General features: G+C 57.9%; 17 protein-coding genes. 5 read left to right on the top strand and 12 right to left on the bottom strand.

What is annotated here, in order from left to right; translation table 11 throughout:
• Window positions 1-49: 49 nt before the first annotated feature.
• Complete coding sequence (locus OR1_RS04785) at window positions 50-1,285, bottom strand: MFS transporter (protein WP_041970344.1); 1,236 nt, start codon at window positions 1,283-1,285, stop codon at window positions 50-52.
• 312 nt (window positions 1,286-1,597) lie between these two features.
• Here OR1_RS04785 and OR1_RS20595 point away from each other — a divergent pair, with 312 nt between their 5' ends.
• The gene (locus tag OR1_RS20595) at window positions 1,598-2,650 is read left to right on the top strand and encodes a GGDEF domain-containing protein (protein ID WP_052440259.1); all 1,053 of its coding nucleotides are present in this window, start codon (window positions 1,598-1,600) and stop codon (window positions 2,648-2,650) included.
• A 103-nt stretch (window positions 2,651-2,753) separates the two neighbouring features.
• A complete protein-coding gene (locus OR1_RS04795) occupies window positions 2,754-3,671 on the top strand; it encodes a TIGR01212 family radical SAM protein (RefSeq protein WP_041970345.1) in 918 nt (305 codons plus the stop codon).
• 236 nt (window positions 3,672-3,907) lie between these two features.
• Here the strand turns inward: OR1_RS04795 and OR1_RS04800 are convergent, their stop codons facing one another.
• From OR1_RS04800 to OR1_RS04815, 4 genes are all read right to left on the bottom strand, one after another.
• Complete coding sequence (locus OR1_RS04800) at window positions 3,908-5,149, bottom strand: BamA/TamA family outer membrane protein (protein ID WP_041970347.1); 1,242 nt, start codon at window positions 5,147-5,149, stop codon at window positions 3,908-3,910.
• 89 nt (window positions 5,150-5,238) lie between these two features.
• Window positions 5,239-7,803, bottom strand: coding sequence for a glycosyltransferase family 1 protein (locus OR1_RS04805; RefSeq protein WP_041970348.1), 2,565 nt, complete (start codon window positions 7,801-7,803; stop codon window positions 5,239-5,241).
• A gap of 56 nt (window positions 7,804-7,859) precedes the next feature.
• Complete coding sequence (locus OR1_RS04810) at window positions 7,860-9,224, bottom strand: sigma-54 dependent transcriptional regulator (RefSeq protein WP_041970351.1); 1,365 nt, start codon at window positions 9,222-9,224, stop codon at window positions 7,860-7,862.
• A gap of 24 nt (window positions 9,225-9,248) precedes the next feature.
• Window positions 9,249-10,691, bottom strand: coding sequence for an ATP-binding protein (locus OR1_RS04815; protein WP_041970352.1), 1,443 nt, complete (start codon window positions 10,689-10,691; stop codon window positions 9,249-9,251).
• A 308-nt stretch (window positions 10,692-10,999) separates the two neighbouring features.
• Between OR1_RS04815 and OR1_RS04820 the strand changes: the two genes are divergently transcribed.
• Window positions 11,000-11,359, top strand: a complete 360-nt coding sequence (locus OR1_RS04820) for a hydrogenase maturation nickel metallochaperone HypA (RefSeq protein ID WP_041970353.1) — start codon at window positions 11,000-11,002, stop codon at window positions 11,357-11,359.
• Between the two features lie 35 nt (window positions 11,360-11,394).
• Here OR1_RS04820 and OR1_RS04825 read toward each other — a convergent pair whose 3' ends face one another.
• The 7 genes from OR1_RS04825 to OR1_RS04855 are packed head-to-tail and all read right to left on the bottom strand — an operon-like array spanning window position 11,395 to window position 17,134.
• A complete protein-coding gene (locus OR1_RS04825) occupies window positions 11,395-13,023 on the bottom strand; it encodes a methyl-accepting chemotaxis protein (protein WP_041970355.1) in 1,629 nt (542 codons plus the stop codon).
• Window positions 13,020-13,520 carry a hydrogenase maturation protease gene (locus OR1_RS04830; RefSeq protein ID WP_041970356.1) on the bottom strand — a complete coding sequence of 167 codons (501 nt, stop codon included), beginning with the start codon at window positions 13,518-13,520 and terminating at the stop codon, window positions 13,020-13,022. Before OR1_RS04830 ends, OR1_RS04825 begins: the two co-directional genes overlap by 4 nt.
• Window positions 13,517-13,975: a hypothetical protein gene (locus OR1_RS04835; protein WP_041970358.1), complete on the bottom strand. Its 459-nt coding sequence runs from the start codon at window positions 13,973-13,975 to the stop codon at window positions 13,517-13,519. The genes OR1_RS04830 and OR1_RS04835 overlap by 4 nt, the downstream gene beginning before the upstream one ends.
• On the bottom strand, window positions 13,972-14,223 hold the full coding sequence (locus tag OR1_RS04840) for a ferredoxin family protein (protein ID WP_041970359.1): 252 nt from the start codon (window positions 14,221-14,223) through the stop codon (window positions 13,972-13,974). Before OR1_RS04840 ends, OR1_RS04835 begins: the two co-directional genes overlap by 4 nt.
• A 4-nt stretch (window positions 14,224-14,227) precedes the next feature.
• Window positions 14,228-15,655 (bottom strand): Ni/Fe hydrogenase subunit alpha, encoded by a 1,428-nt coding sequence (locus OR1_RS04845; protein ID WP_041970360.1) that lies wholly within the window; start codon window positions 15,653-15,655, stop codon window positions 14,228-14,230.
• Window positions 15,648-16,601 carry a methyl viologen-reducing hydrogenase gene (locus OR1_RS04850; protein WP_041970362.1) on the bottom strand — a complete coding sequence of 318 codons (954 nt, stop codon included), beginning with the start codon at window positions 16,599-16,601 and terminating at the stop codon, window positions 15,648-15,650. The genes OR1_RS04845 and OR1_RS04850 overlap by 8 nt, the downstream gene beginning before the upstream one ends.
• Window positions 16,598-17,134: a hypothetical protein gene (locus OR1_RS04855; RefSeq protein ID WP_041970364.1), complete on the bottom strand. Its 537-nt coding sequence runs from the start codon at window positions 17,132-17,134 to the stop codon at window positions 16,598-16,600. The genes OR1_RS04850 and OR1_RS04855 overlap by 4 nt, the downstream gene beginning before the upstream one ends.
• A 260-nt stretch (window positions 17,135-17,394) precedes the next feature.
• Between OR1_RS04855 and hypB the strand changes: the two genes are divergently transcribed.
• Both hypB and hypF read left to right on the top strand, forming a co-directional pair.
• Window positions 17,395-18,144, top strand: a complete 750-nt coding sequence (gene hypB / locus OR1_RS04860; RefSeq protein WP_041970365.1) for a hydrogenase nickel incorporation protein HypB — start codon at window positions 17,395-17,397, stop codon at window positions 18,142-18,144.
• Window positions 18,145-18,156: 12 nt separating this feature from the next.
• On the top strand, window positions 18,157-20,421 hold the full coding sequence (gene hypF, locus OR1_RS04865; RefSeq protein ID WP_041970366.1) for a carbamoyltransferase HypF: 2,265 nt from the start codon (window positions 18,157-18,159) through the stop codon (window positions 20,419-20,421).
• Window positions 20,422-20,423 lie beyond the last annotated feature (2 nt).

The following is a 20,423-nucleotide window of genomic DNA, read 5'->3' on the forward strand; positions in this document are numbered from 1 at the left end:
TTTCTCAGATGAGTATATCCGGCGGGAGCAGTTGTGCAAATGCAGGGGTTCACTTGTCCGGTTTTTCGGCGCGGGCGGCGTCTCCGGCGATCCAGCGGCAACAGAGAAAACAGAAAAAGGCTGCTGCGGCAATAGCGCTCGGAGTGATCAGCATGGCGTTCCGGAGGCCGAAGTTGTCTGAGAGCACACCGATAATGGCCGGGGAAACAGCGTCGCCCAGGGCATGGATAGCAAAGATGTTTATGGCAAAGGCCATGGCGCGGGATGCGGGTGGCGAGACATTCACTATGACCGTGTTCAGCGGTCCGGTGTTCAGAAACAGCAGTGTTTCGGCCACGAAGATTGCCGCCAGGCAGGTTGGCAGATTAAAGGAGGCGATGGCCAGGGCCAGGACAGGGGTGCCGAGCACAAAGCCCCAGCCGGAAACCAGTAGATAGCCGCTGGCCGACCGTGCCTGTGCCCGGTCTCCCAGCCAGCCGCCGGTAAGTGTCCCGACAATGCCGGATACCACAGTTAACCCGCCGAAGATCGTGTTGCCTTTTGCTACATCAAGTCCGTGCATCCGGTGGAGAAAAGAGGGTGCCCATTGGGCCAGGCCGCCGAGGGCAAAGGTCATGGCGGCCATGGCCAGCGTTGCGGTGATAAAGGAGCGGTTGCGCAGGAACTCGCGGTAAATGCCGGCTGTGAGTGGTGAGCCGTCTCTGGTTTTGCCGCGAACCGGGTCCTTGAGCCGCCAGAGGGGGATTGCCAGCAGCAGGCCAGGCAGGCCAGCCAGGAGAAAGGCGTTCTGCCAGCCGTAGCGCTGTCCCACGATGCCGCCGAACAGGTATCCAAGCGCGCTTCCCACCGGGATCGCCAGATAGAAGTATGCCAGTGCCCGGCCACGGCGCTCCTGGGGGAAATAATCCGAGATCAGCCCCGGCGATACCGTGCCGAAGCTCGCCTCGCCGATCCCCACAGCGCTCCGCGCGGTCAGTAGCGCGGCATAACTCCGGGCAATGCCGCCCCCTGCGGTCGCAAGGCTCCAGGCAACAAGCCCACCTGCCGCAAGGTGGACCCGGTTATTCCGGTCGCCGAGCCAGCCGAACAACGGTGCCGCAATCATGTACGACAGCATGAAGGCGCTCCCCAGAAGGCCGAGGGAGGTGTCGGACAGGTGCAGGTCGCTCTTCACCAGCGGGAATACCGCGTACAACACCTGCCGGTCGATGTAGTTCAGCAGGTTGACGGCCAGTAGCACTGCCAGCGCAATCCTGCGGCCGGGTATCGGTTCATTCGGGATCATGGCCTGGAGAATAATCGAGTCCGCTGGTGCAGGCAAGCGAGAATTGAGCGGTAATAAGTTTTGCCGGACCGGAACACCGGAACATGAAGCAGCAAAGCAGTTTTGGACTGGTTAACAGTGGCTAATGCGATTGTTGTGAAAATCGGTTAAAGCTTTGATTTTGCTCTCCGATAAGAGTTCAACCAGCAGACGCGATTGCTTTTGCTTGCCCTGCCCGATACGCATTCGCCGCCCCACTCCCCCTTTCCGGTCCGAAGATTTCTGTAATCTGTGACGTTGTAAATTAGCACATGTGCAGTCTGGAGAGCGAAAATGCAAGACATATTCGTCGACAGTATCATGTCGGAAACGGTAGTTAGCACATCTTTGGATGCAACTCTTCAGGATGTCACCACCTTGATGCGGGACAACCGCTGCTCGTGCGTGGTGGTCACTGAGAACGACATCCCGGTGGGGATCGTGACCGAGTTCGATTTTATCCGCCTGCTGGCAAGCAAGGGGGCACGAGAGGTGTTTGCCGCGATTCGGGTCTCGGGGATCATGTCCCGGCCGGTTGTTACCATAACGGAAAATACGTCGTTGTTTGACGCCCTTGTTATTACGACGGCACGGAAATTTCGCCACCTTCCGGTTGTCGACTCGGATGGTAAGATCAAAGGGATTGTCACGCTCGTCGATCTGGCTCAGGCCCATTTTCACACCTTTGAAAAGCAGCGCGAGATCATCGAGCAGTCGATAACTTCCCGGACTCGTGAGCTGGTGGAAGCCAACGACAAGCTCAAGGCGCTCTCTTTTGTGGATGCGTTGATGGGAATCGGCAATCGGCGGGCGATGGAAGTGGATCTGGACCACTCCCATGCCCAGGCGGCACGATACGGCCGCCCATACAGCGTGGCCCTTTTTGATTTCGATTTTTTCAAGAATTACAACGACACCTACGGCCATCTTGCCGGAGATTACGCCCTGAAGACTGTAGCCGGCACCATTGCCGGCCGTATCCGCGCTTCGGACCGGGTCTACCGCTATGGAGGTGAAGAGGTGCTGCTGCTCCTGCCGGAGACCGAACTCGACGGCGCGGAAATCCTGATCGACCGGGTCCTGAATGCGGTCAGGGGGGTGGCAATACCACACAGCCAGAGCCCTTACGGCATTGTCACGCTCAGCTGCGGCATTGTATCGTTTCCGGTCAAGGGTGAAAACTGCAGCACTTGGAGTGATGTGGTCGCCATTGCCGACCGGGAGATGTACCGGGCCAAGCAGACCGGCCGGAACCGGGCGAGCAGCATGCGTCCCAAAAATCTGGCTGAGAATCTCAGGGATTCACTGTTGAGTTTGGAACCTGAGCCGGAGCCGCATTTCGCATAAGCCATGACCTTCCGGAAGAACCTTCCCCGACAATGACAAGACTGAATAGTGCCCGGGGCGCGAAGGGGTTGTCATCGCGTTCAGCCTGGGCTATTGTAACGCCATGACCGAAAAGCGATACAATACCTTCTCCGCCGAACTGCGCCGGGTTTTCGGCTGCCGGGTGCAGCGGATATCGGTCGATGCCGGGCTTACCTGTCCGAACCGCGACGGCAGTATTGGCTCGGGAGGCTGCATCTTCTGCGGTGGCAACGGTTCCGGGGCTAAGGGGATTGTCCGGGGCATTTCCGTGTCGGCGCAGCTGGAGCACGGCAAAGGGGTGATGGTCAGAAAATACGGCGCCCGGAAATTCCTGGCCTATTTTCAGCCCTATTCCAACACCTATGCGCCGGCGGCGCATCTGCGCAACCTTTACGATGAGGCTCTGGCAGTTCCCGATGTTGCCGGATTGATCATCGGCACCCGTCCCGATTGCCTCCCCGGCGACGTACTCGACCTGCTGACGGAATATTCCCGGGAAACCTACCTCTGGCTGGAGCTGGGGCTGCAGTCGTCTTCAGACCGGATCCTGACCGAGATCAACCGTGGTCACGACAGCGCTTGTTTTACTGAAGCGGCAGAGCGCTGTGTGGGAAGAGGAATCAATGTTTGCGCCCATCTGATTTTCGGTCTTCCGGGGGAGACGCGCGAAGAGATGCTGCAGACCGCGGCGCTTGTTAATGGGCTCGGGATAGGCGGCATCAAGCTGCACCATTTACATGTCATGAAAGGTACCGAGCTGGAGGAGCGCTGCCAGCGAGGTGAGATTAAGCTGATGGAGCGGGACGAGTATATTGGGCTGGTCTGCGACTTCCTGGAGCGGCTTGACCCGCGGGTGCTGGTCATGCGGCTTGTCGGTGACGGCGGCCTCAATCTGGTTGCCCCCAAATGGGGAACAGCCAAGTTCGATCTGCTCAATGCCATAGACCGGGAATTCGAGCGCCGCGGCACCCGACAGGGAAGCTTATTGTTGCGTCATTGACTGGAACGTGATGTTTTCGAAAGGACGCACAAGGACCCGGACACGAGGGGACGATTGCGCTCAAAAATGCCTAGATGTAGGCGCCGGCGGAGCAGTACTCGCAGATAAAAACGGAACGCGAAGTTTTCGCAAGGTCAAGGCGCACGAGGAGCTGGGCGCGAGGCGTACCGGAAGGTACGTTGAGCGTTCAGCGACGAAGAGCAACGCAGAGATTGCGGAAAATCCGCGTTTCTCTGCTAGAAGGGGTGGCCGAGGCCGACGAATACCGCTGGCCCATCCTTCCCAAACCCCAGATCCACCCGTCCGACGATATTCGGCCGGACCACCGCCCGAAAACCGACCCCGGGGTTGAATTCGAAGTTGCGGGAATTGGCCTTGTCCAGCTTTTCGATAACAGCGCCGAGATCAACAAACGGCGCCAGCTCCCAGTCCGCAGTGACGTCGAAGATTTCCCACCGGAACAGACGGATTCTCTCCTCAAGATTGCACAGGAAATAGCTGGAGTCGATGAACCGGTTGCGGCCGTAGCCGCGCAGGGTCGATTCTCCCCCGAGGATACTCCGTTCCAGGAACGGCACCGCGTTGCCGAGAGTCTGGTTGTATGCCACGCGAAAGGCCGTGATGTAACGGGTGCCGTCCAGAGGCAGGAATCCTTTCGCCTCTGCTTCGTAATGCTGGTAGTTGGCGCTGCTGCCGAGATTTTCCGCGCTTATCTCCACCGAAACCCGGGCGTACCCGCCAAACGTCGGGGCGATCATGCTGTCCAGGGTACTGTAGCTGAGCCCGAATCTCTGCGCATGGGCAGTAAAGCCGTCGCTCCCCGGAACCTCAGCAGGATTGAAGACATCCAGCAAGAACGGCACACCCTTTACCGCCCCCTTGTGGATAGTGACGACCCTTAACCGCTCCCCGGCAAAAAAGCTGACATGCCGCCAGAAGTTGTAGGAGGCGGAAAAGGTGAAACCGGTTTCCCTGTTGGCATAGTTGGTTTCGTTGTCCTTGCTGCTGTCGGATTGGAAGCCGAAAAAGCGGGATGAGCCGTCGGTCAGATGGAACCCGAAGGCATTGAGTTCCAGTTTGCCATCAAGGAAACTCTTGTCCGTGATCCGCAGTTCGTAATCGTTGTTGATATTGGTGGACTGCGAGAGATTGGCTTCCCAGTTCCTGGTAGGAGTCGGGTAGAATGCGCCATAGAGAGAGGTCGTGACCCCGAAGTTCTCGTTGTAGTTGACTTGCGGCGCTACCAGGGTATTGATCTCGTCTTTGGCGTTATGGATCAGGAAAGCGGTCAGGGCGCCGCCGGTTATCCCTTCATTCGGGCTGGAAGCAATGACCGGCAGCGGGATGCTGACGACCTTTACCTGCTGCGGGGAATCGCTATTGGTAAGCGGGAAGGGGAGCTGCTCCTTGGGAACTATTGAAGTGCATGCGGATGCGGTCAGCGACAGCAGGGCGATTGTCAGTCTGAAAAATTTCATCAGGCGTCAACTAATAAAATGGAATGGGGCCGATATTTTCGGCCCCACAAGATAACCTACTACGAAAAATTTCACAACCCGGAACAGCGTCATCCCCAGCGGAGGAGACCCGGCTCGTATATCTGACCCAGTTCGGGGTGGCTGGGCATGACTCTGACGAGAAAGCCGTGCCGGCCGCAGAACCGGCACTCCAGCTCTCCCTGGAACCTGTAGTTCCCTCCGCCCAGCTCTTCGGAGTCTGAGAGCGGCACCAATTCTCCGCCGATAATATTCCCCCTGGAATCGAGGACGCCGAAGTAGGCATGGACGGAAACCTCCTGCAAAGAAAGGTCGCCGAGAAAGACCCGGGCCGAAGCCGCGATTTTCGAGCCGCTGGCCACCTCATCGGTACCATTGGATTCAACGCCATCGATCCTTACTTTGTGCCAGATTGATTTGAGCCGCGCTTTCCATTTGGAAAGATCGATTGCCAGTCTGAGATCGCTTTCGGCCAGCTGTTTCCAGTGGGCGTAGGAGTGGGTGTAGAATCGATCGGTGTATTCCTGCAGCATCCGGTCGGTGCTGAAGAACGGGCAGAGAGACATCATGGAGTTTTTCATCCATGAGATCCAGCCGCGCGGCATGCTGTCGTTCCCGCGGTCATAGAACAGCGGCACGACCTCCTTTTCCAGCAGGTCGTAGATGGCGCGCCCTTCCACCTCGTTCTGGAACTCGATGTCGCTGTATACCTCGCCCTTGCCGATGCCCCAGCCGTTGTTCCCCTGATAGCCCTCGCACCACCAGCCGTCGAGGATGCTCATGTTCAGGCCGCCGTTGAAGGCGACCTTCATGCCGCTGGTACCGCTGGCTTCGAGCGGCCGGCGCGGCGTATTGAGCCAGACATCGACACCCTGGACCAGGTGGCGGGCAACCGACATGTCGTAATCCTCGATGAACACGATCTTGTGCCGGAACGGCTCCTGCTTGGAGAACTGGACGATCTGGCGGATGAGTTCCTTGCCTTCGGTGTCGTGCGGATGCGCCTTGCCGGCAAAGATTATCTGCACCGGCCGTTCGCTGTTGTTGAGTATCCGCGCCAGCCGTTCGGGATCCCGGAGGAGCAGGGTGCCTCTTTTGTATGTTGCGAAACGACGGGCAAAGCCGATGGTCAGTGTCTCGGGATCGAGGACCTCGTCGGCCGCTTCGATCTCTTTCGGAGTGGCGCCCACTTGGGCCAGCTGGGCTTTCAGCCGCTCGCGGGCAAAGCCGACCAGTCGCTCCCGGCAGCGCTCGTGGATTCTCCAGAGCTCGGCATCGGGGATGCGCGACATCCGGCGCCACACGGCATGATTGGTCGGTTCCTCAAGCCAGCGGGTGCCGAGATATCTGGTCAGGATACCGGCCATATCGTATGAGAGCCAGGTCTTGGCGTGAACCCCGTTGGTGATGGACGAGAGCGGCAGGTGCTCCTCGGGGAGTTCGGGCCAGAGGTTTTTCCACATCTGCCTTGAGACCTCGCCGTGCAGCTCACTGACCCCATTGGAATGCGCTGCCAGCTTCAGCGCGAGTACCGCCATGCAGAACGATTCATGGTGGTTCATCGGATTTTGCCGCCCAAGCCCCAGGAATTCATCCTTGGACATGCCGATGCTCCGGTAATATTTCCCCAGGTATTTTTCCAGCAGGTTGGGGTGGAAATGATCGATTCCCGCCTCCACCGGGGTGTGCGTGGTAAAGACCGTACCGGCCCGCACCGCTTCCAGCGCCTCGTTGAAGGAGACCTTGTATTTCGCCATCATCAACCTGATCCGCTCCAGTCCGAGGAAGGCCGAATGCCCTTCGTTCATGTGGCAGACGTTCGGGATAATGCCGAGCATCCTGAGCGCGCGGATTCCCCCTATGCCGAGCAGGATCTCCTGGCGGATCCGCATCTCGTGATCTCCGCCGTAGAGCTGGGCCGTAATCTCGCGGTCCTCGGGAGAGTTTTCCTCCAGGTTGGTGTCAAGGAGGTAGAGCGGCACCCTGCCGACCTGAACCCGCCAGATATGGGCCTTCAACTTGCGTCCGGGGAGATCGACTTCAACGCTCAGCGGCACCCGGTTTTCGTCGCGCTCCAGATGCAGGGGGAGGTTGTAGAAATCGTTTTCCGGGTAGTACTCCTGCTGCCAGCCTTCTATGTTCAGGTACTGCCGGAAATACCCCTGGCGGTAGAGCAGACCGACCCCCACCAGGGGGATGCCGAGATCGCTCGCAGATTTCAGGTGGTCGCCGGAGAGTATCCCCAACCCTCCCGAGTAGATCGGTAACGATTCATGGAAACCGAACTCCATGGAAAAATAGGCAATGGTGAGCTGATGGTCCTTGCCGTGCATTTTTTCAAACCAGGTGGCCCCTGAAAGGTATGACTGCAGTTTTTCGTCCACCTGTTCGAGCGTGGACATGAACCCCTCGTCCGCGGCCAGGCTGTCCAGGGTTGCCTGCTGGAGGGTGCCGAGCATCTCGATGGGGTTGTGACGGACCGCATGCCATAATTCCAGGTCAATCCGCTTGAAGAGCTCCCGTGCTTCTGGCTCCCAGGTCCACCAGAGGTTCTTGGCAATCCTTTGCAGCCTGGAAAGTTCGGGGGCAAGAGACGGTATGACCGTAAATCGGTGCAGCATGGTATTGAACTCCATAGGGGCTCCTTGAGTTGATGTGAAATAAAATGGGAGAGAACCGCTCAGCAATAAGCTTAAGGCTTTTCTATCCCGAATTTCTCCAGCCGGTACTGCAAGGTCTTGTAGCTCATGTCCAGAAGCGGGGCGGCTTTTGCGATTACCCACCCGGCCCGGTCCATGGCCTTGATAATAAGTTCACGTTCGAGCTTTTCCAGGGAAACCCCTTCGGGAGGAAGGTCGAACCGGATCGCTCCGGCCGGTGTACTGCTCTGGGTAACTTCTGTCGGCAGATCCTCCGGCTGGATCATGTCCCCTTCCGCCATCAGGACACCGCGCTCGATAACAGACTCCAGTTGCCGGACATTGCCCGGCCAGGTGTAGTTCATCAGCTGTTTCAATGCCGGCTTTGCTATTCCCTTTACTGCCAAGCCCGAAGCGGCATTGTATTTCCTGACAAAGAAATCGGCCAGCGCCACGATGTCATTGCCCCGCTCCCTGAGTGAAGGGAGGCTGATCCTGATTACGTTGAGACGGTAATATAGGTCTTCCCTGAACCCTCCCCGCTTGATTTCAGTTTCGAGGTCCTTGTTGGTAGCGGAGATGATCCTGACGTCGATCGGCAGGTTGACCTTTCCCCCAACCCGGCGGATCTCCCGCTCCTGGATCGCCCGCAGCAGTTTGGCCTGCATGGAAACATTCATCTCGCCGATTTCGTCGAGAAAGACCGTGCCTCCGGTAGCGGCCTCGAAAATGCCGGTTTCGCGAGCGATAGCCCCGGTGAACGAACCTTTTTCATGGCCGAACAGTTCGCTTTCGATCAGGTTGTCGGGGATGGCGGCACAGTTTATGGCGAGAAACGGGGCGTTTTTGCGGGGGGAAAGTTCGTGTATGGCCCTGGCTACCAACTCCTTGCCGGTGCCCGATTCCCCATAAATCAGCACAGTGGATGCGGTCGGCGCAATCTTGTTGACGATCCGGTAAACCTCTTTGATCTTCGGATGGTCGCCGATTATCTGCGGCAGGGTGATGGTGTCCTGAAGTTTCTTGTGCAGGATCTTGTTTTCGTGCTGCAGGTTTATCTGGTCAAAGGCCTTGGAGATGGTTATCAGCAGCTTGTCCCGGTCGAGCGGTTTTTCCAGGTAGGAGAACGCCCCTTTGGCCATTGCCTCCACAGCCGAATCCACGCTGCCGTGCGCAGTCATCATGATCACCGACTGCTCCGGGTTATGGAACAGGACCGTTGCCAGGAGTTCCATGCCGGAGATCCCCTGCATCTTTAGATCGGTAAGGATCAGGTCATACTCGTTCTCTTCGAGTTGCGCCAACGCCTCCCGTCCTCCCGGCACCGACAAGGTTTTATACCCTTCACGGTTAAGGATCGCCTCAAGAATATCGCGCTGGCTTTTTTCATCATCGACAATAAGAATGCTGCCTGTCATTTCTGCTCCAGATTCTAACTGCTGCTATGCCGGTCGCGGCCGCTCCCCTTTGCCGGGGAGGGTCACTGTGAATACGGTGCCTGTGCCTGGTTCGCTTGCCACGGCAATATTCCCGCCATGTTCCCGGATAATTCGCTCAGTTATGGCAAGCCCGAGACCGATTCCGGCCTCCTTGGTCGTAAAGTAAGGTTGGAATATTTTGTCCAGTTCTTCCGGAGCAATGCCGGTTCCCTGGTCGGCAAACGTGAGAACGAACAGGTTCTTGTCCTGATCGAACCGGGCGCCGAGGGTGATGGCGCCGCCGTCCGGCATCGCCTGGGAAGCATTGGTGATAAAGTTGAACAGGCAGTTGCGCATCAGTTCCGGATCAACCCACATTGGCGGCAGATCCCGGGCAATGTCGGCAATTATCCGTATCCGCTGATCGTCCAGTTTGTCGGCCAATACCGGGAGCGCTCTGCTGACAAGCTCTGAATATGATACTTCGGTTGGCCGGATTTTCAATGGCCGGCCGTAATTCATGAAATTCAACACCATATAATTGGCCCGCCGAACCTCTTCCTTGATCTTATCCAGGAGGTCGGCAAGATCGGGGCGTGAGCCCTCGCAGGCAACATTCACCTCGTTTTTGAGGTGATCTGTGGCCAGGCTGATGTAATTGAGCGGGTTTCTGATCTCGTGGGCAATCCCTGATGCCAGCTGTCCGACCCGTGACAAGTGCTCTGCTTCGTAGAGTCTTTTTTCAAGAGATTCGCGCTCGCGCAGTTTCTCGACCATCTCGTTGAAGTTGACTGCCAGTTCGCCTATTTCGTCGCCGCTTTCAACCGGAAAAATGACGCTGAGGTCTCCGGCTGATACCTTCTTGACCCCTGCGGCCAGGCGGTGGATCGGGTCCGTGTATCTCCGCGCCAGGAAGATGATGATTGCTGTGCCGAGAACGAAGACCAGAAAGGTGGCTACCAGGCGGCGGATGAAATTTTCGTGCTGGATTTCCTGAATATTGTCCAGCAGCAGGTTTATCTCAACGAATCCCAGCTGCTCGTCGCCGATGATCACCGGAACCACCAGCTTGTACGGTTTTACAATCGTGCCTGCGACCCCTTTTGATCCCTTGGCGCCCGGAATGGCTTTGAAACCTTTCTGCAGTTTTTTCAGATCGCGCTGCTTGCCGATCTTTTCGGGATTGGATGAGTCGATGATCTCACCCTCGTTGTCGATGATGTTGATCTCGTCGATCCCTTTTTTCTTTGCCTCTTCCACATACTCGGACAGTTTCGTCGCCTCGGCATCGCTTTCCGAAGTCAGGTCTTCAACGCTTTTCTGCAGCACTTCGGAAATGGCGCTGGAGCTGTCCTGGATCTCTTCGACAAGCTTGTGCTGGCTGTACTGGTTCATGACAAAGAGTGTCAACAGGGCGATTACCAGCAGGGTAAGCATGATCAGGACGAGTTTGGTGTTAAGTTTCACGATAGCGTCTCTTTAATTAGTTTCCGTCCGGAAAGGGTTCTTTTTCGCCCTGGCTGTGTCAATCTGCAGGATCGCTTGTGCGACGTACAGTAGTACGCCTCCGCGCAATCCTTTGATTTCCTTGCCAAGACAAAAAATCCCTCCTTTCCGATCCGTAAACCAATAGTTTCTCATCCGGAGTTTCCGGATGGAAACTAATTTGGTTATGCAACTGCGGCAGTATACACCAGCAGCTGAGCCTAAACAAGGAGGAGCGCGGCAAAGAATCCTTCCCGGTTCAGGGATATTCTGTTAGAGTCCCGTTTGTTATGCACGAAATGTCGATAACGCAGAGCGTCGTTGAAATTTGCCGGGAAAATGCCGCCGGCAGACGGGTATTGGCCGTTACCATGGAGATCGGTGAACTTTCCGGGGTTGTGCCCGAAGCGGTGGAGTTCTGTTTTGCCGCCTGCGCAGCCGGGACGGTTCTGGAAGGGGCCAGGCTGGATATAGTCAGGATTCCGGGGATCGGCCAATGCCTTGATTGCGGCATGGAGTTTCCGCGGGGCTCCCTGTTCGACCCCTGCCCAGGCTGTGCAGGATACCGGATCAGCCAACTTTCCGGAGAAGAGCTCAGGGTACTGGATCTGGAGGTTGAGGATCTACCGCCTCGCACCGATACTGCCTGAACGGCCATAGTTCTCGCGATCCCCGGCGCGGCCGGTCATGCATTTGCCGCGATCGTCACATCGCTGAGCCTGAATTTGCTCACCATCCTTGCCAGCTTGTTTACCTCGGATTCAAGATTTCTGGCTGCTTCCGCCGACTCGAAGGCGCCTTCGGCGTTTTTATGGGTAACGTCATTGATCTGGCTTACGGCACGGGATATCATATCCAGGCCACTGGCCTGCTCCTGGCTGGCCATGGATATTTCGTCGGTGAGGGTGCCGATGGTATGGGCGCCCTGGACCGCTCCGACGAGGAGGTCGTCGATCTCCTTTGCCAGTGACTCTCCCCGGTGCGAAAGCTCCACCGAATTCCTGATGAAAAGATCGGTACGCTTTGACGCATCGGTCGACCGCTTGGCCAGTTGGCGGATCTCTTCCGTAAGGCCCTCGAAATCGTTACCGGCGCCCTCGACATGGGCCGCTTCGATGGCGGCATTGACCCCAAGCAGGTTCGACAGCATCGCGATGTTGTTGAGATCGTCAATTAGATACTGAAATTCGTTCTGCAGTTTTTCCATCTCCTGCCGGTCTCCCGAACCGTTGTCGAACCTGATCCCGCCGCGGAAATCTTCCAGCTGTTTCACCGCATTTTCACACCGCACAGAGAGGTTCCGGATTTCATTGGCCACAACGCCGAATCCCCCGGCCGATGACCGGACGCGGGTTGCCTTTTCCGCCGCGCTGGTGGACAGAGTTTCCGTTTCCTTGGCAATGGCATCGATCTCCTGGACGATGGCTGCGGTGTTGTCGGAAGAAGCGCGGATTTCGCCCATGGTGTCGAGCATCCGTTCCATCTCTTCTTTTGCGGTTGCGATCGATTCCGCTGCAAGCTGGGAATTCTGGCGGGCATCGTTCGTATTCTGGGCACTCTTGATCGAGCTTTCGGAGATCTGAGCCAGGTTCTTGGAGGTTTCGGACAACTGGTTTTTCTGCTCCGCGGCTCCTTCAGAGACGATATGGCTGATCTGGGTGATCCTGTTACCGACATCGGTAACGGTTCCGACCGATTCGGCAACCTGGGCTATGGCCGAATGCAGCGATTCAGCCGTTGCATTCATCGCCTTTTTAATTACGGCATGTTCGCCGCGATACTTGCCTTTCATCCTGGCGCCCAATTCGTAGCCGGCCAGTCTTTCCAGTACCGCGCTCGCCTCGTGCACCGGATTGATGATCCCGTCCAGGGTCCTGTTCACGCCGGAGATGAGATCATGCCAGATCCCCTCGTAATCCCAGTCGTTGCCCCGGGTGCGCAGCTTTCCTTGTTCGATGCCGCCGATCAGGTTTCTGGTCTCGTTGTTGAGGCCGTATAAAGTCGCCAGCAGCGTGTTCAGGTTAAGCTTGATGTTGTTGAACTCCCCCTTGTAGTCGTCGATGACGAATGGGGGGATGCGGCCGTGGGCAATTTCGTCGATTGCTCCGGCAGCAAGGTGCAGCGGCGCGACCAGGGTGTCCAACATCCTGTTGACCAGGGCGATCAGTTCGGCGTCGGCTCCGGCATGGGTTGACGGGTCGCCCCTCTCGTCAAGGCGGCCCTCCATCATCGCCGCGGCAAGCCGGCTGAGTTCATCGTGGAGGGCTGAATCTGAATGAGTCTGAGCAGGTTCCGGTCTATTGGCCTTCTTCATGTCATAATCCCCTGGCTGAATCTCATGATCTCGTTTTTTATGCGGTCTGCCGTTTCGCCCAGGACAGCCTCGGTCTCCGGGGTCATCGCCTCCCTGGTCATGTTGAAGCACCGTCCCTCAATTCCGTAAAGCACGATCTCCTGCGGCAGCTTTTCGGGGTAAAGGAGTTTACCTATCTCTACGGTTTCTCTCAGCCCGATTCCGTGCGCCGATATTGCGCCGGTGGGGCATGCCGGCAGGTCATCCCAGTTCAAGCGGTGGATGGTGCCGGCCGGGGCATTGAACTGCACGGCATCGACGACAATCAGCAACCGCTCGTTACCGGTAAGGCGGTCGAGCAGCGCCACTCCGCCTACACCTGCGTATTCAAGCCTGACCGTCTCAGGCAGCGGGATCTCCTGCAGCAGGTGCCAGATCTCGTACCCCACGGCATCATCGGCGATCAGTTCATTGCCGATGCAGACCACGAGGATGCCGGATTTCGGGGCAGGGGTCATTGGGTCTTGATCCTGGTCCGGCACTCTGCGCCGCACGAGACGATTTCCGACTTTACCGGGCGGCTGACGAGTTCGTTCATTATTCCATCGAGGTACGAATGGAAGAGCCTGCAGGTGGCCCCGCCCATCGGCATTCCCCTTAGAGCGCACGCGTCTCTGAGCACGCACCGTTTAAACAGCAGCTCTTCTCCCTGCTCCGGCTTTTCCAGGGAGAAGTCGAAGCCTGATTTCATTCTGGCGGCAAGGAGGGTGATGGTCTCTTCGAGTGACGGGTTCTGGAGATACACCGGCAGTTTCCTGGCCATCTCCCGTCCTGCTATCCGGCCGACCGGAGCTGTGGCCCCACCCATGATATTGTCGATCGTGGTGGTGAAGATGTCGAGGAGAAAGGCCACCTCGTTGAACGCCTTTTTATGGTCGTCCAGGGTTGCGATTGCCACGGCTTCGCTGCTCATAGGAATTTCTCCATTTTGGCGCAAAACTTCAGGTCGCGGTAAAAGTTCCTGACCGAGTGATAGTTGCTGTGACTCAGCGCTCCCGAGGGGCAGAGGTAGGCGCAGCTCAGGCAGGCGATACAGTCTTCGGCATGCTTCACGGTGCAAAGCCGCTGTTGCGAATCCAATTCGAAGACCTTTGTCGGGCAAACGTCCACACAGATTTCGCAGCCGCGACAGGCCTGTTCATGGACTGTGATCTCTACCATTTGGCTACCTCCGGATTGTGCGGACTCTTCTGCCGCCCCTGTTTATGGTGACTTCAAGCGGCATTGCTCCCAGGGCATGCGTTGCGCACGACAGACAAGGGTCATAGCAGCGGATGCCGAATTCAATGGCGTTGAGCAGGGCTTTGTCATCCGGCAAGCCTATGACATGGGAGTTTGCGGCCTGATGGACTGTCCTGTTGATCAGGGAATAGTTCTGCTGAGTGGCGACGATCAGGTTGGCGGCCCGTATAATCCCGTTTTCATCGATTTCGTAATCGTGGATCAATGTTCCGCGCGGGGCCTCGACATGACCGACACCCCGCCCGCCGGGGAACTTCACCGGTACGCGCGTCTCCCCGAATATCCGCTTGTCCCGGATGATTTCGCTGCCATGCTCGATTGCCCAGATCGTCTCGATCAGTTTGGCGTATGCCTGCATTACCGTTATGTGGCACGGGCTGCCGCCGAGCTTCTTGAACTCGGCATATTCCGCATCGGCAAGTTCGGTCCCGTACTTGCCGGCCACGTTGATTCGTGCCAGCGAGCCGACCCGGTATTCGTGCTGTTCGCCATTGTCGAGAATGCTTACCGGCTTCATATAGGACCAGTCGAGCACCGACTCGACCAGATGCCGGTCATAATCCTGGATCGGAAATTCGGCCCGGACATTCCCCTGCTCGTCTATGGCCTTCAGGGTCCCTTCCACCATCGAAACAGAGCCGTTTCGCACCGTGCCCAGAGACCAGGATGGGGTGATCCATTCCTTCAGCATTGCCGGGTGCAGTTCAACCTGCTTGAGGAGCAGCTGTTTAACCACTGGCGCCAGCTCTTTCAGCAACGACAGGGCTTCGTCCAGCCACGCCTTGAGCTGTGTCGTCTTTTCCTTGTCGATGATAAAGGTGATCCCGCCGGCAACCGAGGTCACCGGGTGCGTCCCCCTGCCTCCGACCATCTCGTTGATCTTCTGGCCGATGGTCCGGAGCAGCAGGGCCTTCTTGGCCACATCAGGGGCAGCCTGCACCACGCCGACGACATTTCTGACCGCCGGGTCGGCATCGAGCCCCATCACCAGGTCCGGTCCCTGCAGGACGAACAACGACAGGGCATGCGAGTGGATCAGGTGCCCCATGTACATCAGCTCTCGCAGAAGCTTTGCCGCAACCGGAGCTTCGATGCCGGCAGCGTTGTCCAGGGCATTGGATGCCGCCAGGTGGTGTGCCGTCGGACAGACACCGCAGATACGGCCGGTAATGTGGGGCATCCGGTCCGCTTCCATTCCGACCAGGATCTTCTCGAAGCCGCGCAGCTCGTTTACTACCAAGCCTGCCGATTCCAAATTTTTGCCATCGTCCGAAAGATTCAGAAATACCCTGGCATGCCCCTCGATCCTGGTTATGGGGTCGATCTTGATAGTCTTGTTTGATTTACTCATAGTCTGCCTCTGCGTCTCCTATCCACTTCTTGATCAGGAAGGTCGGTTTTTCGCCGATCATGGATGTCGCCATTGTGTAAGAGTAAAGCGATTTCGATGAGTTCTCTATTTCCCGGACAATTGCATCGCGTGGTATTTTTGTCAGCCGCGACATCCGGTCGGCAATCTCGGTTCGGATGTCGCGGTTGGGTTCGGTCAGGATCTGCATGGTGGCCCCGGCACAGCCGGTGCACGGAATGCCGTTGAGCGGACAGGGGGAGAGGCAGCGATCGAGCGTCACCGATCCCATGCAGAGATATCCCTGGCTCAAGAAGCACTGCTCCGGATCGGGGCTGCCGTCAAGGTTCCCCCGAATGGCATCGGTATCGGTTTTTTCCATCTTCCTCTTGCACTTGGCGCAGACCGATTCCTTGGTGGCTTTCGGTGTTCGCCCCTCAACCAGGGCCAGCAGGGCGTCGAATATGAATGCCGGATGAGGCGGGCAACCGGGAAGGTAGAGATCGACATCAATAACACTGTCCAGGGGGGTTACGGCCGGTTCCAGTGGTGAAACCTCTCTGCTCGGGGGGAGATGCGGTGTTGTGGTCTTGTTCTTCATGTAGACCGAATCCACGATCTCTTCCCGGGTATGGATGTTTCCTGCTCCTGCCGGTCCGCCATGCACGGCGCATGATCCCCAGGCGATGATCAGGTCGCAGCTCTTGCGCATTTCCTCTGCTGCGTGGCGGTCATGCTCGTTCCTGATGGCCCCGGAAACAAGGCCCACGGTTGCCTTGGGATAATCCTTGATGTCGGTCAGGACCGGACAACGTTGTATCTGTACAGCGTCAAGAACGGTCAGGATCTTCTCGTGCAGGTCGACTATGGCCACATGGCAGCCCGAACAGTCGCTGAGCCATTCGGTGTTTACGGTGACTGGTTGTTTCCGCGGAGCTGATCGGCTCATCTTTTGGGTCCCTTTCTCTTGACGGGAATCTGCTCTGCGGGCTTGCGATGCAGGGTAAGCCGTTTGAGACAGGCGTTTTCCCCGGCATGGTCGATCTCCAGTGTGGAGTCGCACCCCATGATGTTCTGCAGTGCGCCGGAGAAAAACCCGAACATCATGTTGCACAACGATCCTTTCTGGTGGTGGCCGAAGGTAAAGAGAGACTGCCTGATCATGCAGTCGCGGAAGACCAGCATCAGTTCTTCACCCTGTTCCGTATGCCGGATCAGTTCTTTGCGGTCGTGAGGCATGAAGGTTTCGAAATGCCAGAGGCAGCTGTTGTCAACCAGGACCTTGCTGACAGCGCCGAGCGCCTTTTCGATGTCGTCTGTTTGCGCGACATTTTCCGAAAGCTTCATCCCCAGCCGTTTTCCCGCCAGGTAGCTGATACTGTTCGCCGATTCGCCGATCGCTTCTTCGATGCCGCTGGCGATGGCGCCCAAAAATTTCATGGTCTCCTGGAGTGATGCCCGGGTATCTAACAGCTCGTCCATGTGATAACCCACTTTAATTAATGGCTATATTGTATACGCATGACTCATGTATCGGAGCCGCTTTTGCGAACTTTAACTGTTTTTATGTATAATTCAATAGGTTATCGGATTAGTAGCAAGGTAGTATCTTGTGTATACGGCATTCGGGTTATTGCTCCCCGGATGGTAACGGAGAACTGTTTGACCTTCAGATTCGGATGGGGTAGTCTCATCTTTTCTGAGAACAGAGGCTGTTATCCGGAAAAACGGAGGTTGGATCGATGTGTACCACCTGCGGTTGCTCACCGCATGACCATCATCATGATGACCATCACCACGAACATGACGCCAAGACCGCTTCCCGTAGCGTTATCCAGGTGGAGATGGATATTCTGGCCAGGAATAATCGCCTTGCCGGCGGGAATCGGTCCCTGTTTGCGCAAAAGGGGATCTTTGTGCTCAACCTGGTCAGTTCTCCCGGTTCCGGCAAGACCACCTTGCTGGAGAGGACTCTCAGGGAGATCGGCGGCCGGTTTCGCTGTGCAGTGATCGAAGGCGACCAGCAGACCGATAACGATGCGGTGCGGATCGCCGCTACCGGGGTGCCTGCCCGGCAGATCAACACCGGCGCGGGGTGTCATCTGGATGCCCACATGGTCGGCCACGCACTGGAGCATTTCGATCTCGACAGCCTGGACATCATATTTATCGAAAACGTGGGTAACCTGGTCTGCCCGGCATCGTTCGATCTCGGCGAGCATCACAAGGTGGTCGTGCTCTCGGTGACCGAAGGGGAGGACAAGCCGCTCAAGTACCCCCAGATGTTTCATGCTGCCGATGTCATGCTCCTGAACAAGATCGATCTGCTGCCCCATCTGGATTTCAATGTGGAGAGGTGCGTGGAGATGGCGCGGCGCGTCAGGCCCGACGGGATTCTGATGCAGCTGTCGGCCAGGACCGGCGACGGGATGGCCGCCTGGTACGACTGGCTGGCCGCAGGGGTGGCCGCGGCACAGGCTGCCAACCGGTAAGCGGGTAACAATCTGAAACGCGTTACGGTCAGAATAACCGGAATAGTGCAGGGGGTGGGTTTCCGTCCCTTTGTCTACCGGGTTGCCCGTGGACTGGGGCTGACCGGCTGGGTGCGGAACGATCCGGCAGGGGTGGCCATTGAGGCCCAGGGAGAGGCCGGACGGCTGGAACTCCTGTTTTCGGCCCTGGAGCATGAGGCCCCGCCGCTGGCCGTCATCGGGTCATTAACCACTGAATCCATCCCGCTTGTTTCTGGGGAAGACGGGTTTCTCATCCTGGCCAGCGGTACCGGGGGGGCGACCGCCGAGATCGCGCCCGACGGCAATGTCTGCGCCGACTGCCTGGCCGAGATGTACGACCCCTCCGACCGGAGGTACCGCTATCCTTTCATTAACTGCACCAACTGCGGTCCCCGCTACTCCATCATAACCGGCATCCCTTACGATCGCCCGCTGACAACCATGGCCCCTTTCGCCCTTTGCCAGGCGTGCCGGGCCGAATATGAAAACCCGCTGGACCGGCGGTTTCATGCCCAGCCGGTTGCCTGTCCGGTCTGCGGCCCGGCATTGAGCCTGGTCGATAACTCCGGAGTGCCTGAACCCGGTGATCCGGTTGCTGCCACGGTGAACCTGCTGAAGCAGGGAAAGATCGTTGCCATCAAGGGTGTCGGCGGCTATCACCTGGCGGTTGATGCCGGGAACAGCGCGGCCCTGATGGAGCTGCGTCTTCGTAAGCGCCGGCCGGACAAGCCTTTTGCGGTCATGGTTAGGGATATTGCGTCAGCCCGGGAGGCGGCCCGGCTTGATCAGCTTGAAGAGCGCCTCCTGGCAGCGCCCGAGCGGCCGATAGTCCTGGTGAGGCGTCGGGAATCCGGTGTTGCGCCTGAAGTGGCGCCGGGAAGCAACTACCTGGGGATCATGCTTCCGGCCACGCCGCTGCAGCATCTGCTGCTGGACGGGTTTGGCGCGCCGCTGGTGATGACCAGCGGCAACCGCTCTTCCGAACCGGTGGCATTCGATGATGACGAGGCATTTCACGCCCTCTCCGGCATTGCCGATTATTTCCTGGCCAACAATCGCGCCATCCAAACAAGGGTGGACGATTCGGTCATCCGGGTCTTTCGCGGCAACCCCCTCTTTATCAGGCGTTCGCGCGGGTATGCACCGCGGGCGATCCGGCTGGCCGCTTCCCAGCCGCCGGTATTGGCTGTGGGGGCGGAGTTGAAGGGGGCCTGCTGCCTGACCCGTGAAGACCAGGCATTCATGAGCCAGCACATAGGGGATCTGCGGAATGTCGAGACCGTGGCCGCGCTGGCCGATACGGCCGATCACTTGCAGAGGCTGCTCGAGATCAGGCCGGTGGCTGTTGCGCACGACCTGCACCCCGATTATCTTTCGACCCGCTTTGCCCAGGAGCAGACCGGGCTCCCTTTGGTACCCGTGCAGCATCACCATGGGCACATGGTGTCCTGCATGGCGGAAAACCGGCTGACAGGACAAGCGATCGGTGTGGTCTTCGACGGCACCGGCTATGGGCCTGACGGCACGGTTTGGGGAGGGGAGTTCCTGGTCGGCGGTCCTGACGGTTTCCGCCGGATGGGCTCTTTCGGGCAGGCGTTGCTCCCCGGTGGCGACGCGGCGGTCAACGAGCCGTACCGGATGGCGATCTCATGGCTTTATGAGGCAAGGGGTTCTGCAGCGTTCGAGCTGCCGGCAGACCGGTTTCCGTTTCTGCATACCCCGGAGAGGCCGTTGCTCAGGCAGATGATCGAGCGTCGTTTCAACTCTCCGCCGACATCCAGTTGCGGCCGCCTGTTCGATGCTGTGTCCGCTCTGATCGGGTTGCGTTCCGCCGTTTCTTACGAGGGGCAGGCGGCAATTGAACTGGAGGCAATGGCAGAGGGGGTTGCGGCTGACAACGGCTATCCATGGGAAATCGCCACGGCAGACGACCGGCTTGAGATCGATTGGCGCCCCCTGTTTGTCGCCCTTGTTGCCGATATCTTTGCCGGCGTAGCGCAGGGGATAATGGCGCGGCGCTTCCACTCATCGATAGCACAGGCGTCGGTTGCCGTCTGCCGCCGCCTGCGTGATGAGACCGGGGAGAATGCAGTGGTCCTTTCCGGAGGGGTCTTCCAGAACCGGATGTTGACCGAGGAGCTGGCCACTCTGCTCGGTGCAAACGGATTTGCGGTGTTTACCCATCGCCTGGTACCCCCCAATGACGGGGGATTGGCATTGGGCCAGGCAGTGATAGCCGGAAGGAAATGGAGATAACT

The sequence above is a fragment of the Geobacter sp. OR-1 genome (genome assembly GCF_000813145.1).
GTDB lineage: Bacteria > Desulfobacterota > Desulfuromonadia > Geobacterales > DSM-12255 > Geoanaerobacter.